The organism is Pseudomonas sp. JL27(2026) (assembly GCF_056933555.1).
Genome location: NZ_CM167794.1, coordinates 3,151,464 through 3,165,200, shown reverse-complemented (window position 1 = coordinate 3,165,200; position 13,737 = coordinate 3,151,464). Strand labels below are relative to the sequence as shown.

The following is a 13,737-nucleotide window of genomic DNA, read 5'->3' as shown; positions in this document are numbered from 1 at the left end:
CCGAACACCGCAGCCGCCCATGAGGCGGCTTTTTACTGCCTGGAGAACAGCATGGGCGCAGCACAACAGCTCGACATTCATGGAGCCAAAGGCGGCTCCGACAAGCCCAAGACCCCGAGCGAGGCGCCGGACAGCCTGCGCTCGGCGGCCATGGCCAAGATCCTGATTGCCGTGGGCGAGGGTGAGTTTGCCGGCCAGCCAACGGCGCAGGACATCTACCTCGACAACACCCCGCTGCAAGACCCGCAAGGCAACATGAACTTCCCCAACGTGAAGTGGGAGTTTCGCAGCGGCTCGGTCGAGCAGAATTACATCGCGGGCATCCCCTCGGTGGAGAACGAAACCAGCCTCGGCATCGAGCTGCGCAGCGGCACGCCGTGGGTGCGGGCGATCAGCAACACCGAACTGTCGGCGATTCGCCTGCGCTTTGCCTGGCCCATGCTGCAATCGATTGATGCCAACGGCAACGTGAAGGGGTATCGGATCGAGTACAAGGTCGAGATCGCCACTGATGGCGGCGCCTATCAACCAGTGCTTAGCGAAGCGGTGGATGGCAAGACCACGAGCACTTACGAGCGCACTCGGCGTATTGATCTGCCGGCGGCTACCAGCGGCTGGCTGGTGCGCGTGACCCGGATCACGCCGAATAAGAACAACAACAAAATTGCCGACACCATGCAGATCGCCGGTTACACCGAGGTGATCGACGCCAAGCTGCGCTACCCGAACACCGCATTGCTCTACATCGAGTTCTCGGCCGAGCAGTTCCGCAACATTCCCGCGGTGACCATCGACTGCAAGCTGCGCAAGTTCCAGGTGCCGAGCAACTACGATCCGGAGACCCGCAGCTACACCGGGATCTGGGACGGCACCTTCAAGCTGGCCTGGACGGACAACCCGGCGTGGGCTACCTACGGCATCACGGTCAACGACCGTTTCGGCCTGGGCCGGCGGATCAAGCCGTGGCAGGTCGACAAGTGGGAGTTGTACCGAATCGCCCAGTACTGCGACCAACTGGTACCGGATGGCAAAGGCGGTATGGAGCCGCGCTTCATCTGCAACCTGAACCTGCAGGGCAAGGCCGATGCCTGGTCGCTGCTGCGTGATATCTCGGCGATCTACCGGGGCATGACCTACTGGGCGCAGGGCCAGGTCTTCACGCTCTCGGATATGCCGCGCGCCACCGACTTCGACTTTGCCTACACCCGGGCCAACGTCATCGACGGCAAGTTCGCTTACTCAAGCGCCTCGGAACGCACCCGCTACAGCCGAGCCTTGATCAGCTACGACAATCCGGCGAACAACTACGACACCGATGTCACCGCAGTGACCGACGCCAAACTGCAACGGCGCTACGGCGACAACCCGCTGGAGATCAGCGCTATCGGCTGTACCCGCGAGTCGGAGGCCCAGCGCCGTGGCAAGTGGGCGTTGCTGACCAATGCCAAGGACCGCGGCGTTACGTTCAAAGTGGGCCTCGACGGACGCATCCCGCTGCCGGGCTATGTCATTCCGGTGGCGGACGAACTGCTGGCAGGGCGGCCGGTGGGCGGACGCATTTCGGCGGTCAATGGCAAGGTCATCACCCTGGACCGCGACACCCAGGCCAAGGCCGGCGACCGGCTGATCCTCAACCTGCCCAACGGCAAGTGCGAAGGCCGCACGGTGCAACTGGTCAGTGGTCGCAAGGTCACGGTCACCGTGGCCTACTCGGTCGCGCCGGAACCGCAGCTGGTCTGGGCGCTCGACGCCGATGACCTGGCCATTCCGCTGTACCGCGTGACCAGCGTGGCGCGGCCGGAGCCCGGCGTGTTCGAAATCTCGGCGGTGCAGTACGACCCGAGCAAGTTCGCCCACATTGATACCGGTGCGCGCCTCGAGGAACGGCCGATCAGCGTGATTCCGATCACCGTCGTTCCGCCACCAGCCAGTGTGGCGCTGACGTCGAACACCAGCATTGCCCAAGGACTGGCGGTCACTACCCTGACCATTGCCTGGCCTGCGGTGCCCGGCGCTGTCGGCTATGACGTGGAATGGCGCAAGGACAGCGGCAACTGGATCAAGGTGCCGCGCACCGGAGCGCTGGGCGTGGACGTGGTCGGTATCTACGCTGGCGCGTATCTGGCCCGGGTGCGGGCGGTGAGTGCCTTCGACATCTCCTCGATCTGGAAAAGCTCGAGCCTGACCCAGCTCAACGGCAAGGAGGGGTTGCCGCCGTCGGTGGCGCACCTCAACGCCACCAGCCTGGTCTACGGCATCCGCATGGAATGGGGTTTCCCACCTGGCGCCGAGGACACCCAGCGCACGGAGATCTGGTACAGCAAGACCACCTCGCTGTTCGACGCCACGAAACTGGGCGACTTCGCCTATCCGCAGGCCAAGACCGAGCTGCAAAACATCCTCGCCGGCGCCAGCTTCTTTTTCTGGGCGCGTCTGGTGGACCGCACCGGCAACATCGGCCCGTGGTATCCGCTGGGGATTGGCGTCAACGGCCAGGCCAGCTCGGATCAGAGCGAGTACGAGAAATACTTCGCGGGTCGAATCGGTGATTCGGCGCTGGGCAAGCACCTCGGTGATCGGATCAATCTCATCGATGGCCCAGAGGACTTGCCCGGTTCGGTCAACAACCGCCTTCAGGTGGTGAAGGGCGAGGTGTCGGCGATCTCCGAGAAGGTCGACGGCGTGTTTGCCCAGGTCAACCCACCCATGGCCGGTTCCACGGAAACCTTCGCGGGTTCGATGGAGGCGTTTGTCGGTGTCTGGTCCGAGCAATCCGCGCGGATCGAGGACGGCATTGCCACGGGCAAGAAGATCGAAACTGTCCAGGTGAAGGTCAACGAGAACAGCGCGGTGGTGCAGGAGATCAGTCAGGCGCAGGTCGACCTGGAGGGCAAGGCCTCGGCCATGTGGGCGGTGAAATTGCAGGTCAACTCAAACGGGCAGTATGTGGTTGCCGGTGTGGGGGCGGGGATCGAGAACGTCGGGGGTGTTTTACAAAGCACGGTGCTGTTCACGGCCAACACCATTGCCTTTGAAAGCCCCAATGGCGACGGGAGCATTTCCCGTCCGTTCATCATGTCCAACGGGCAAAACTTCCTCGGCCCGACCTTCATCCAGGACGGCACGATCACCAACGCCAAGATTGGCAGCTACATCAGCTCGACCGACTACATCCCGGGCGTGCGCGGGTGGCGTTTGGACAAGTCGGGCACTTTTGAAATCAATGGGCATGTGGAAGGGCAAGGCCGGCTCATGCTGACTCATCGCTCTCTACGGGTGTGGGATGGAGTCGGCGTCAAGCGTGTGCAATTGGGAGACTTGAGCGAATGAGCTTCGGTATGCGGATCTGGGGCGCCGATGGCGCGCTCCAGCTGGACGAAAACTCCTTCACCATGAGGGTCGTGCTTTCCACGCTGGTGACCTTCCTGCCCGGGGGAAAGACAAGCAAGAGCTTCGCCGTGCCGGGCGTCGGTCCGCTCAATGGTTCCGCCATCGTGGTTCCCACGGGTGCCTATGACCCTGAGGCGCTGCAATTTGAGACCGAGTTGGTGAATGGCGTGGCCAGGGTCTACAACCACACCCGGGGTTTTGCGGCGAGCTTCGTCGCCACCGGCACCATGCGCCTGATCGTGATGAGGTTCAGCTGATGAGCTTCGGCCTGCAATTCACCAACAACAGCAATACGGTGGTTCTCGATTCCGAGTACTCCAGGCTCGTGGTCATTGCCTCCGGGCGGTTCTCGCCCAATGGTGAGTCGGGCATGGCCTCGAGCACACTCTTCAGTCGCCCGGTGACCTCGCAGGAGCCACCGCTGGTGTTTGTCCGGCCCGACACCGTCAATCGGGTGGCCGGGCTGGGCTCGATGCGGTTGCTCGGCTCACCGGGAAACTGGACGGGGTTCTATGTGCGGGCTTACAGCTCAACCACCGCGCAGCCCAATGGCCGTTACTTTGTCGCGGCGTTCACCGCGCAGCCGGTGGCCGAGTGGGGCATGAGGCTATGGGATGGTGAGTCAAAACTGCTTTTTGACTCCGGTACCGCCTGCGCCAATTTCACGCGGGCTTTCCAGAACTGGACGTACGTGAAGTACGACACCACGGACCAGGGGCTTACCCGGATCTTCTACAGCGTGCCGTTCAATTTCCCGAAGGACGAATTCATGTTGCTGAACAGCTTCGGCATGTACATGGCGGCCGGCAGTGGGGTGCCTCGGTACCTTGCCTGCTGGTGGGACTTTCCCAACTCCAGGCTCTATGCCGTCACGATTGCGGCAGTCAACCCGACTGCATTTTATCTGCCCGCGGTGTTCGCGAAGATGAACGCCTAACCCTCCGACACACCCTCAAGCCCGCCCTGTGCGGGCTTTTTCTTGGACAACGCAATGACCCAACAAGTAATCGAACTCGGCACGATACCGAAGGGCGAGGGCGGTGATACGCCGCGAAGCGCCAATATCAAAGTGAACGAGAATTTCAGCGAGCTCTTCGTCGCGCTGGGCGGCACTGGTTCGCCTGTCGTCTTGCCGGCGGCGCTGCCAGTGGCCAAAGGCGGAACCGGTGGCGCAACCCCGGCTGCCGCGCGCACGGGCCTGGGCCTCAAGTCCGCAGCACTGGCTGACCTGGTCGGTACGGTGAGCCAGGCCGGCGGCGCGGTGATGGAGCGTGGTACCACCGTCAACGGTGAATTTCTCAAGTTCGCGGACGGGACGATGATCTGCACCAAGCGCGTGCTGGGGCCGTCCTTCGAGACCAGCCAGTACCTGCAAATCGAATGGGCCTACCCGATGCCCTTTGCCGCCGGCACGGTGCCGACGGTGCTGGTCACGGGTGCGGCAAGCATCGACCAACTCAAATACAACCGGGCGGTACCGGGCGTGGGTGCGTCCAGCACCTCGGTCACCATCAGGCACTTCGCCACCGGAGCCGATGCTTTCGTTCCAGGCGAAGGTTCCAGCATTTCAGCCGTCGCAATCGGAAGGTGGTACCCATGATTATCAAATTGTCCCCGCAGATCCGTGGTGATGCCTTCGCGGTGGTGCGCCACGGCGATGCCCTGTCGATCAATGGTGAGGTCTTCGACTTTGCCGCCATGGGCGACGGCGACAGCCTGCCGCGCAGTGCAATCAAGTCCGAGTGGTTCGCCGGCCCGGTCGAGAAGCGGGGCGGGGAACTGACCCTCACGCTGCTGTTTCCGATCCCGTCGAACTACAGCCCGGCGCAGGCGTTCCCGGCGGACCTGCTGAACGTGCCCAATGGCCCGGTGGCTTTGCCGCAACCGCTGCCCGAAGTGATCCGTCACCCCGAAGAGGAACCGGCATGAACATCGATTGGACTCAACTGGTGACGAAGGCCATGAAGGACGCGGCTGCTTTGGCAGCGCGGTTGGCAGTGGCCAAGGCTGAACTGTCCCAGCGCAACAGCGGCGCGGCGGCGCAGATCGCCCGGATTCAGGATCGGATCGACACCCTGGGTTACGGCATCGATATCGGCGAAGCCACCCAGGACGATGTCGCCGAACAGGCCGCGCTGGCGATCAGCCTCAAGGCCTGGAAAACCTACAAGTTCACCCTGGGCAAGGTCACTGGCCAAGCGGCTTGGCCAGCGGCTTGGCCAGCGGCACCCACCTGGCCAGTCGAGCCGGCTGCACCCGACATCAGCGCCGCACCGCAGCTCAATGCCGTTGACCTGACGTAACCGACCCGTAACCGAACCCCACGCCCGCCTTTGAGCGGGTTTTTTTATGCCTGGAGAAAACTATGACCATTGAGACGCGCGGAGTGCGCAACCAAAACCCCGGAAACATCGATTACAGCCTGCGTAACGCCTGGCAGGGCCAGCTCGGGCTGGAAGTCGGCGTGCCCAAGCCACGCTTTGCCCGCTTCGACAGCGCCGAGAACGGCATCCGTGCCCTGGGCAAACTGCTGCTGACCTACCAGCGCAAGCACCAGTTGAAGACCGTGGCGGCGCTCATCGGCCGCTGGGCGCCGACCAACGAGAACAACACCGAGGCATACGTGCGCGCCGTCGAAGCGAGCACCGGCACCCGGCCGGGCGCCGAAGTCGACTTGAGCACCTCGGCGGTGATGCAGGGCTTCGTCAAGGCGATCATCCGCCACGAAAACGCCGGGTACGCCTATCCGGAGGCGGTGCTGCTGGAAGGCGTGCGCAGGGCGCTGCTGTGAGTGCCGCGGTGTGGCGGGCGATCAGCCTTGTTGTGCTGATCACCATTGCTTGTTTTGCCACATGGCAGGTGCAGGACTGGCGTTACGGCCAGCAACTGGCGGAACAGGCCCGGGCCCACGGCGAAACGCTGAACCAATTGACCCTGGCCGCCGCCACCCAGCAGCGCACCGAGCAGGACAAACGCCTCGCGCTCGAGCAGCGCCTGGCCACTGCCGATCAAACCCACTACCAGGAGCTGACCCATGCTCAAACCCATCAGGCTCGCCTGCGTGACCGTCTTGCTACTGCTGATCTGCGGTTGTCAGTCCTTCTCGACGCCACGGATGCAGCCGGTGGCTGTGCAGTGCCAGCCGATCCCAGCACCGGCGGCGTGGTTCATGGCACCGCACGCGCCCGACTTGACCCAGCGCATGCTCAACGAATTGTCGCCATCACCGGCGACGGCGATCAAGGACTGATTGCGCTTCGTGCATGTCAGTCTTACATCAAAGAGATATCCGGTCTCTAGGTAAGTTCTCCGCAGCGGAGTGAGGGCTGATAGCTCGATACGAAGGTGGTTGTAGATGGCATATTATCTAATAAACATCTATGTGTTTATAGCCTAATGTTCTGAGTGTTAGTTATTAAAAGGCTAGACTGGAAAGCTATGCGGATCATTTTGAACTGCATTGATTTGAAGCTCATTGTTGATAATGACTTTGTGAAGGATTAAGCCAAGGAGGGTTTTTGATGCTGACTATCTCTAGATTTGGTCGTGGTTTGACTTCGGATGAGAATAAGCATGGATGCGCCATAAAAACGTTGTTTTTCATCGCCTTGACGCTTCTTATTGGCTCGACTCAGGTTGGCGCTAAGGAGATGTTGGTTTCTGAAATTGCATATAATATTCCAGATTTGGATAATGAAAAAACGGCGGGGATATATAAAGCGGCTTTGACGAAAATCAATACTACATGGACTGTTAATTTTCATCAGAATGTGTCGCAGACTGTCGATTCGCCCTTGACCGTAAAAACGAGTTACGCTCGACTAAAATTTAGCGTGAAAGGGGAGGGTGATATTGTTTTTTACATAAAGCCGAAAGATCTTTATGTTGTTGGGTATATGGTTGGTGGGAGATATTATGCAATTAAAGGACAGCCCATTCCGACTGATGTCAAAGATATAGATATCGTGCGACTGAAATTTACGGCGGACTATCCGAACTTAGGGGATAGTCATGGCACTCAGCGAACATCAATTATGTACAGTTGGATGCGACTTAGTGATGCACTGAAACCATTGTTTAATAATCATCCCGCCCCATCCGAAGACGAGGCGAAAAAAGCGCTGCTCACGGTAATACCGATGTTCGTGGAAGGGGCGCGTTTTCAATATTCGATTGGAGATAAAATATATAGCAATATCGCCGTGTATAAAGGGCAGGGGGAACCGGGGGCACCAGGGGGAAAACCGAAAGCACCGTTGGGGAACGCCGAGATAGAGCTGATGAACAATTGGAGTGCTTTGAGTAAGTTTGGGTTCTCAATTGTGGATAAGCCAGATACAAAGCCAATCACTATTGATAATGTTGTTTATAGTTCATTTGCCGATGTTTCGAAAAAGGTGGCTATTTTTCTGATTACACAGAAAGGCAGCGTCGGCTCGCAAAAGGCTGAGTCGAGCTACTCTGTAGTGAGTGATGCTTTGTGATTTGCCATGGTGACTTTCAGTTGCGATGAAGGATGTCTAATTTGTCAGCTGTATGGCAGCTGTATTTTTTACTCTATGGATGGAGCTTAATTATGTCGATTTTGACCACTCAAACACTTTAGTAGTATCTCCTTGGTGCAGCACCATCTGCTCGGAGCTGGCTCGGGCGTCAGGGCCACTGGTCGGCGTCATGAATGTCCACCATGCCGCCAGCGCTGTCGGCGGTGATGATCACAAAGCCGTCGTGCTCGCCATGGCCTTCGTCCGCGTCTGGTAGCTGCCCGATCGACGCGCAGAGGATCGGCGAGCCGTCCCGGTGCCGGATCAGGTAGGGCTGCTTCTTCGGCCCGCCTTCATCAACCCACTCAAACCAGTTATCGATGGGCGCGATTGCACGATGCGGCCAGATCGCCCGGAAGAACGGTCCGTGTGCGACTTTCTCCACCCTGGCATTGATCGGTGCGGCGCGATCCTTCGCCCAGTGCGGGCGCCACCCCCAGCGCACTCGATCAGCATGCAAAGTGTCGCCTTCGAGGTGGAGCAGGGCGACCTGCGTCGTCGGCGCCACGTTGTAGCGCCCGAGCGGTTCATCGCCCACAGTGTTGGCCAGGGCATTGGGCATGCTCAGCGCTGCCACGAAGTCGTGGATGCTACTGTACTGGGAAAGTCGACCACACATACCAGCCTCCGCCTGTCGAAATTTCCTACAAGAAAATTGACCACAGACCTGCTTTCAAATTAACTGTATTTTCGTACAGTATTTGTAAAAGGTGCGTCATGAGCTTTTCAATTCTAGGTCCAATTTCAGAGGGCGGCGTGAAGCTGCCTTTCTGCTCTTTTCAGGTGCCGGCCGGTTTTCCGTCGCCGGCAGCCGATCACATTGAGCAGCACATCTCATTGGATGAGGTCTTGAACATCCGCGCGCCGCACGTCTACCTGGTCGCGATCACCGGCGAGAGCATGCAGGGCGCCGGCATTTTCGAGGGTGACCTGGCGGTGGTTGATCGTTCGATTGAGCCCGCCCACGGGCACATCGTGGTGGCGCTGTTGAACAACGACCCGGTCTGCAAGCGCCTGTGCAAGCGCGGGAAGGAGGTGATCCTGCTGTCGGAAAACCCCAAGTACCCGGCCCGATACATCCTTGAAGGTGATGAGCTGACCATCTGGGGCGTGATCACCAATACCGTGCGTAGCCATGTCTAAACCCCATGAGCCGGTGTTCGCGCTGATCGATTGCAACAGCTTCTATGCCAGCTGCGAGCGGGTGTTTCGCCCGGACCTGGCCAAGGTGCCGATTGTGGTGCTGAGCAACAACGACGGCTGTGTCATTGCGCGCAGCTACGACGCCAAGCCGTTTATCAAAATGGGCGAGCCGTACTTCCAGATCAAGCACAAGCTCGAGCAGCACGGCATCGTCCCGTTTTCGTCCAACTACGCGCTGTACGGAGACATGAGCGAAAGGGTGATGAGCCTGATTGAGGCCATGGTGCCGGCGGTCGAGGTGTACAGCATCGATGAGGCTTTCGCCGATCTGACCGGTATGACGGGGCTGGATGCGTTCGGTCGGCGGATTCGCGCCCAGGTGCTGCGCTGCACCGGCATCCCGGTGGGTATCGGTATTGCCCACACCAAGACCTTGGCCAAGCTGGCCAACCACACGGCGAAGCGCTTGCAGGTGCAAACCGGTGGGGTGGTCGACATCTGTGATATGGCCAAGCGCGACTGGGTGCTGCGCAACACCGATGTGGCCGAGGTCTGGGGCGTCGGGCGCCGGATGAAACTGCACCTGGATACCTTGGGCATCAAGACAGCCATGGACCTGGCCAAGGCCGATCCGTGGATGTTGCGCAAGAAGTTCAGCGTGGTAATCGAGAAGACCGCCCGGGAACTGGCCGGCACCCCATGCCTTGAGCTGGATGAGCCCGACCCGCCGAAGCAGGAGATCTGCTGTAGCCGCATGTTCGGCAAGCGTCTGAAGGAGCTGCCGCCCATCAAGGAGGCGGTGGCCACCTACATGATGCGTGCCTCGGAAAAGCTCCGCGCCCAGGGCTCGCTGTGCAAGAAGATCCGCGTAAGCATCCGCACCGGCATGTTTAACCCGGAGGAAGCCAAGTACGCCAACGGCGTGGTGGTCGACCTGCCGTACCCGACCGATGACGTGCGGCTACTGACCCGGGCGGCGGTCGACGCGCTCGAGCATGTCTTCAGGCCTGGCTTCAATTACAGCAAGGCGGAGGTCATGCTGCTGAACCTGTGCCAGCCGGGCGAATACACCGAGGACCTGTTTGCCGCGTCACAGCCGGGCGCTTCAACAAAGCTGATGGGCGTGCTGGATCAGATCAACGGTCGCTGGGGCAGGGGGACGCTTCGGTCTGCCAGCGTACCGAGCCATCCGGATTGGGTCATGCGACGAGAAATGATGAGTCAGAGCTATACGACCAGGCTTGATCAGCTATGGAAGGTGTCATGTGTTTGATGGGGTGGTGTTCGGCCGGCAGAACGCCGCAGGAGGGATGGCTAGGGCTGAAAAATCTTCCCCAAAATGCAACTGTTTGGACCAATGTTTATTGGGCTACAAATGCTCTAAAGTAATGCTGTTTTTTAGTCGAAAATGCAGTCCAAGACCTTGATTTAAAAGGCCTTGGATGGTTTTCAGACTATGTCCCGTTCGTTGACCGGTTCTTTCTGGATGATCTGGTGCAAGCGCTCCCAATACGCCATGCCCCGTGGCTGCGTGCCGGACCAGGCCTTGCCCTCGGGCGAAAGCAGTCGGGTTTTATCCGGCGTGGCGCGCTTGGCGTAAGGGTACATTTTGAAGGCTTCGACCAAAGCCTTGCCCTTGGCCGGGTCCGGGTCGAGTACCCGGAAACCCACCAGCACGTTCATGGTTTGCGAGCGAGCCAGGTAATACTTGCCCGCGTCGGCCGGTGGCTCCTGACCGGGTGGGAGTACCAGGTACTTGCCGCCCTTGCCTTTGTCCGGGCCGGTCTGGCCCATGTCGATGATTGCCCGTTGCCAGAAGTCTCCGACACCGCCGGCAGTAGGGCCGGGCGGCAATTCGATCACCAGCGGGCCGGTTTCATTGAGGTCGACGAAGCCCAGAATGTAAGGCGTCGTGGCGTTGGCCGTGATCACGCCGAGCTTGTCTTCGTAGCTGTCGAGCACCATCAGGTCGCCACTGTGGGCGCCGAGCTTGTCGCGAAACTCTTTCTGCCACTGGGCGTAGGACACCAGCGGCAACGCCCAGAGATAAGACTGCGTGGCCTGTTGGAAATCGAGTTCGGCGTAGAGCTTGGGAATGGACTCGTGAGCGGGCAACTCGCCCTCCATCGTCACCTGACCCATGCGCGTCTCCAGTGGCTGGGCCTGAACGCCGACACCGCAGCTGGCAAACACGGCCATGACGCTAAAACCCGCTACACGAATCAAAGCCTGCATGACAATTCCTTATTTTCCGAAGGTGACGTTGATCCCTGCGAACAGGGTGAACTGCGGCAGGCCATCGCCTTTGCGCTCCACTGTCCACTGCGGCTCCAGGTAGGCGTTGAGGATGTTGCGGCCGGACTTCCAGGCCTTGCCCGCGCCAAAACCGATGGGGATGTAATGGGTGTTGTTTTTCAGGTCGAACGTCCAGGTGCCGGTCGAGCGCAGATACCAGCCCTTGGGCAGGTTATGAATGATGAATGGCTGGAGCGTGGCGCTTTCGACGTGTGGCCGGTCACGGTCGCCGGCAAACGAGCTCTGGTACTGCACCAGTGCGCCGAGCAGGCCGCGCGGCGAAGCGTCGATGGCGATGGCTGCCAGCCCGGCCTGCCATTTGCCGGTGCCCAGTTCGTCATGCTCGGCGGTAGGGGCGGTGATCTGCGGACCGATGCCCAACTGCACGCCTTCGGTCTTGAGCAGGAAAATATCGAACAGATTGAGATCGCCGACACCGGTGCTGTAACCCCCGTGCGGATTGGGTCGGGTGCTGATGGGCAAGGTTGCGCGCAACAGTTGCGCGACACCGATGAAGTCACTGGGCGCCATCGGCAGTGCGCCGCGCAGCAACGCGTCATTGGTGTGAGCGTTGGTGTCGTAGAGCTTGGGGGTGTAGTAATCCTGCAGGTTCAAACCGGGCGCGAGGTTCAGTGGGTTATTGCTTTTGTTGGCGGTCTCGGCATTGTCGGCCAGAGCACAAAACACGGGCGCCGTTGTGGCGGCCATCAGCAGCGCAGCAGCATAAAAGCTCTTGGGCATGAATCCCCCGGTTCCATGGTGGCTGACAAGCGCCCGGCACTTGAAGGCCGGTTGCGCTGTAATTTCCGTACTGACAAGCCTGTAGGACACGTCAGATGAAATTAGCAGCTAACGTGGGGTTAGCCAGTCGAAGGGGTTAATTCCCTGGTTTTGTGCGCACGCTCTCCTTTTTATGTGGGCCACGTCGAACTTTGCGCAATCGCCAGGGCCCATCAGGCGGCTGTCGACCGGTGAAAGCGCGGTGTTAAGCTGTGCCATCGCTAAACCCAAGGATGTTGTCGATGCCGGTTCTGGAGCTCACCACGCTGATCAAGGGGCGGACGCCCCGGCAAGTCCTCGATTTTTGCCTTGAAGGCAGCAACTTTCCGAAAATCTTCCCGGAACGCGTGACGCCTCTGGGGGATATAGACCTGAACAACTTGCGGATCAGTGCCGGACGCGAGTTTCGTTTTCGGCATTGGATGTTTGGGTGTGTGCCCGCTAACTGGACCGTGACGATCCGGGAGGTCAGCGATCATCATTTCATCGACGAAATGCTCAAGGGCCCGCTCAGTGCGTTTCGCCATGAACACCGGGTTGCGGCTGCCGAGGGCGGCACGTTGTACACCGACCGGGTGACCTACGCGGCGATTGGCGGTGCACCTTTGGAGTGGCTGATGGTCAATGCCTACATGCGACGCATCTTCGAGGCCCGTCATCGCAACATGTTGCAACTATTAGGCTGAAGTTACGGTTTTCCTGTGTGTTCAGGAGCGGGTCAGACCCGTTGAGAAGGTCGGTTTAAGCGGTCCGCGGTGATGACATTTTGTGTTTTGCCATAGGTCCTCAGCGCATTTCATGGTTAACTTCCGCCTCTCGAAAATCCTCCACAAAAAACGCTCAGAAGGACTCCGTTCATGGCTCAAGTCACTCTTAAAGGCAACCCGGTTCAAGTCAACGGCCAACTGCCGCAAGCCGGTTCCAAGGCGCCGGCTTTTTCCCTGGTGGCAGGCAACCTGTCCGACGTGACCCTGGCGAGCTTCGCCGGCAAGCGCAAGGTACTGAACATTTTTCCAAGCGTTGACACCCCGACCTGCGCTACCTCGGTTCGCACGTTCAACGCCCAGGCCAACGACGTCGCCAACACCGTAGTGTTGTGCATCTCGGCTGACCTGCCGTTCGCCCAGGCTCGTTTCTGCGGTGCCGAAGGTCTGGAGAACGTCCAGAACCTGTCGACCCTGCGTGGCGCCGAGTTCATCGAAAACTACGGCGTGGCGATTGCCGATGGTCCGCTCAAAGGCCTGACCGCTCGCGCTGTTGTGGTGCTGGACGAAAACGACACCGTGCTGCACAGCGAACTGGTCAAGGAAATCGCTGAAGAGCCGAACTACGAAGCGGCGTTGGCCGTTTTGAAGTAACAGCTTTTACAATTATTAACGGCCCAGGGGGCGTAATGCCTGTCAGTTAGGGCACGAAACGTGTGGGAGCGAGCCTGCTCGCGAAGACGTCGGCACATTCAACATCAATGTTTGCAGACACACCGCTTTCGCGAGCAGGCTCGCTCCCACAGAGATTTCACTTAACTGACAGGCATTACCCTGGGGGCGTTCTCAGTTGATTTCCCCGCCGGCGCGGCGTGGAAGTC

14 protein-coding genes and 2 pseudogenes are annotated in these 13,737 nt (G+C 59.6%); 13 read left to right on the top strand and 3 right to left on the bottom strand.

Annotation, left to right across the window (positions count from 1 at the left end):
- Positions 1–51 precede the first annotated feature (51 nt).
- The 9 genes from AC1Z1G_RS14255 (at position 52) to AC1Z1G_RS14215 (ending at position 7,874) form a co-directional block, all read left to right on the top strand.
- The gene (locus tag AC1Z1G_RS14255; RefSeq protein ID WP_483620717.1) at positions 52–3,330 is read left to right on the top strand and encodes a TipJ family phage tail tip protein; all 3,279 of its coding nucleotides are present in this window, start codon (positions 52–54) and stop codon (positions 3,328–3,330) included.
- An 8-nt stretch (positions 3,331–3,338) separates the two neighbouring features.
- Positions 3,339–3,647: a hypothetical protein gene (locus AC1Z1G_RS14250; RefSeq protein WP_483627857.1), complete on the top strand. Its 309-nt coding sequence runs from the start codon at positions 3,339–3,341 to the stop codon at positions 3,645–3,647.
- A complete protein-coding gene (locus AC1Z1G_RS14245; RefSeq protein ID WP_483620716.1) occupies positions 3,647–4,327 on the top strand; it encodes a hypothetical protein in 681 nt (226 codons plus the stop codon). Before AC1Z1G_RS14250 ends, AC1Z1G_RS14245 begins: the two co-directional genes overlap by 1 nt.
- Positions 4,328–4,381: 54 nt before the next feature.
- A complete protein-coding gene (locus AC1Z1G_RS14240) occupies positions 4,382–4,990 on the top strand; it encodes a hypothetical protein (protein WP_483620715.1) in 609 nt (202 codons plus the stop codon).
- Entirely contained in the window at positions 4,987–5,319 is a 333-nt protein-coding gene (locus AC1Z1G_RS14235; protein ID WP_483620714.1) for a hypothetical protein, read from the top strand. Before AC1Z1G_RS14240 ends, AC1Z1G_RS14235 begins: the two co-directional genes overlap by 4 nt.
- Positions 5,316–5,693: a phage tail protein gene (locus AC1Z1G_RS14230; protein WP_483620713.1), complete on the top strand. Its 378-nt coding sequence runs from the start codon at positions 5,316–5,318 to the stop codon at positions 5,691–5,693. Before AC1Z1G_RS14235 ends, AC1Z1G_RS14230 begins: the two co-directional genes overlap by 4 nt.
- Before the next feature lie 62 nt (positions 5,694–5,755).
- Positions 5,756–6,181, top strand: a complete 426-nt coding sequence (locus AC1Z1G_RS14225) for a structural protein (protein WP_483620712.1) — start codon at positions 5,756–5,758, stop codon at positions 6,179–6,181.
- The gene (locus AC1Z1G_RS14220; protein WP_483620711.1) at positions 6,178–6,690 is read left to right on the top strand and encodes a lysis system i-spanin subunit Rz; all 513 of its coding nucleotides are present in this window, start codon (positions 6,178–6,180) and stop codon (positions 6,688–6,690) included. The genes AC1Z1G_RS14225 and AC1Z1G_RS14220 overlap by 4 nt, the downstream gene beginning before the upstream one ends.
- A gap of 221 nt (positions 6,691–6,911) precedes the next feature.
- A complete protein-coding gene (locus tag AC1Z1G_RS14215; RefSeq protein WP_483620710.1) occupies positions 6,912–7,874 on the top strand; it encodes a ribosome-inactivating family protein in 963 nt (320 codons plus the stop codon).
- A gap of 90 nt (positions 7,875–7,964) precedes the next feature.
- Here the strand turns inward: AC1Z1G_RS14215 and AC1Z1G_RS14210 are convergent.
- Positions 7,965–8,553, bottom strand: a pseudogene (locus AC1Z1G_RS14210) (SOS response-associated peptidase family protein).
- Positions 8,554–8,651: 98 nt separating this feature from the next.
- Between AC1Z1G_RS14210 and AC1Z1G_RS14205 the strand changes: the two are divergent.
- A complete protein-coding gene (locus tag AC1Z1G_RS14205) occupies positions 8,652–9,077 on the top strand; it encodes a LexA family protein (RefSeq protein WP_483620709.1) in 426 nt (141 codons plus the stop codon).
- A complete protein-coding gene (umuC, locus tag AC1Z1G_RS14200) occupies positions 9,070–10,350 on the top strand; it encodes a translesion error-prone DNA polymerase V subunit UmuC (protein ID WP_483620708.1) in 1,281 nt (426 codons plus the stop codon). Before AC1Z1G_RS14205 ends, umuC begins: the two co-directional genes overlap by 8 nt.
- Before the next feature lie 185 nt (positions 10,351–10,535).
- On the opposite strand, the pseudogene AC1Z1G_RS14195 reads toward umuC, so the two are convergent.
- Both AC1Z1G_RS14195 and AC1Z1G_RS14190 read right to left on the bottom strand, forming a co-directional pair.
- Positions 10,536–11,312 (bottom strand): annotated as a pseudogene (locus tag AC1Z1G_RS14195) (DUF1254 domain-containing protein); the annotation flags it as partial.
- 9 nt (positions 11,313–11,321) lie between these two features.
- Positions 11,322–12,113 (bottom strand): hypothetical protein, encoded by a 792-nt coding sequence (locus AC1Z1G_RS14190; protein WP_483620707.1) that lies wholly within the window; start codon positions 12,111–12,113, stop codon positions 11,322–11,324.
- 281 nt (positions 12,114–12,394) lie between these two features.
- Between AC1Z1G_RS14190 and AC1Z1G_RS14185 the strand changes: the two genes are divergently transcribed.
- Positions 12,395–12,838 (top strand): SRPBCC family protein, encoded by a 444-nt coding sequence (locus AC1Z1G_RS14185; RefSeq protein WP_483620706.1) that lies wholly within the window; start codon positions 12,395–12,397, stop codon positions 12,836–12,838.
- 171 nt (positions 12,839–13,009) lie between these two features.
- Positions 13,010–13,510 carry a thiol peroxidase gene (gene tpx, locus AC1Z1G_RS14180; RefSeq protein ID WP_483620705.1) on the top strand — a complete coding sequence of 167 codons (501 nt, stop codon included), beginning with the start codon at positions 13,010–13,012 and terminating at the stop codon, positions 13,508–13,510.
- The last annotated feature ends 227 nt before the right edge of the window (positions 13,511–13,737 follow it).

Coding starts and splice junctions, on each gene's coding strand:
- AC1Z1G_RS14245 (WP_483620716.1), top strand. CDS start 3,647: ATGAGCTTCGGCCTGCAATTCACCAACAACAGCAATACGGTGGTTCTC.
- AC1Z1G_RS14255 (WP_483620717.1), top strand. CDS start 52: ATGGGCGCAGCACAACAGCTCGACATTCATGGAGCCAAAGGCGGCTCC.
- AC1Z1G_RS14230 (WP_483620713.1), top strand. CDS start 5,316: ATGAACATCGATTGGACTCAACTGGTGACGAAGGCCATGAAGGACGCG.
- AC1Z1G_RS14185 (WP_483620706.1), top strand. CDS start 12,395: ATGCCGGTTCTGGAGCTCACCACGCTGATCAAGGGGCGGACGCCCCGG.
- AC1Z1G_RS14240 (WP_483620715.1), top strand. CDS start 4,382: ATGACCCAACAAGTAATCGAACTCGGCACGATACCGAAGGGCGAGGGC.
- AC1Z1G_RS14205 (WP_483620709.1), top strand. CDS start 8,652: ATGAGCTTTTCAATTCTAGGTCCAATTTCAGAGGGCGGCGTGAAGCTG.
- AC1Z1G_RS14235 (WP_483620714.1), top strand. CDS start 4,987: ATGATTATCAAATTGTCCCCGCAGATCCGTGGTGATGCCTTCGCGGTG.
- AC1Z1G_RS14215 (WP_483620710.1), top strand. CDS start 6,912: ATGCTGACTATCTCTAGATTTGGTCGTGGTTTGACTTCGGATGAGAAT.
- tpx (WP_483620705.1), top strand. CDS start 13,010: ATGGCTCAAGTCACTCTTAAAGGCAACCCGGTTCAAGTCAACGGCCAA.
- umuC (WP_483620708.1), top strand. CDS start 9,070: ATGTCTAAACCCCATGAGCCGGTGTTCGCGCTGATCGATTGCAACAGC.
- AC1Z1G_RS14190 (WP_483620707.1), bottom strand. CDS start 12,113: ATGCCCAAGAGCTTTTATGCTGCTGCGCTGCTGATGGCCGCCACAACG.
- AC1Z1G_RS14225 (WP_483620712.1), top strand. CDS start 5,756: ATGACCATTGAGACGCGCGGAGTGCGCAACCAAAACCCCGGAAACATC.
- AC1Z1G_RS14250 (WP_483627857.1), top strand. CDS start 3,339: ATGCGGATCTGGGGCGCCGATGGCGCGCTCCAGCTGGACGAAAACTCC.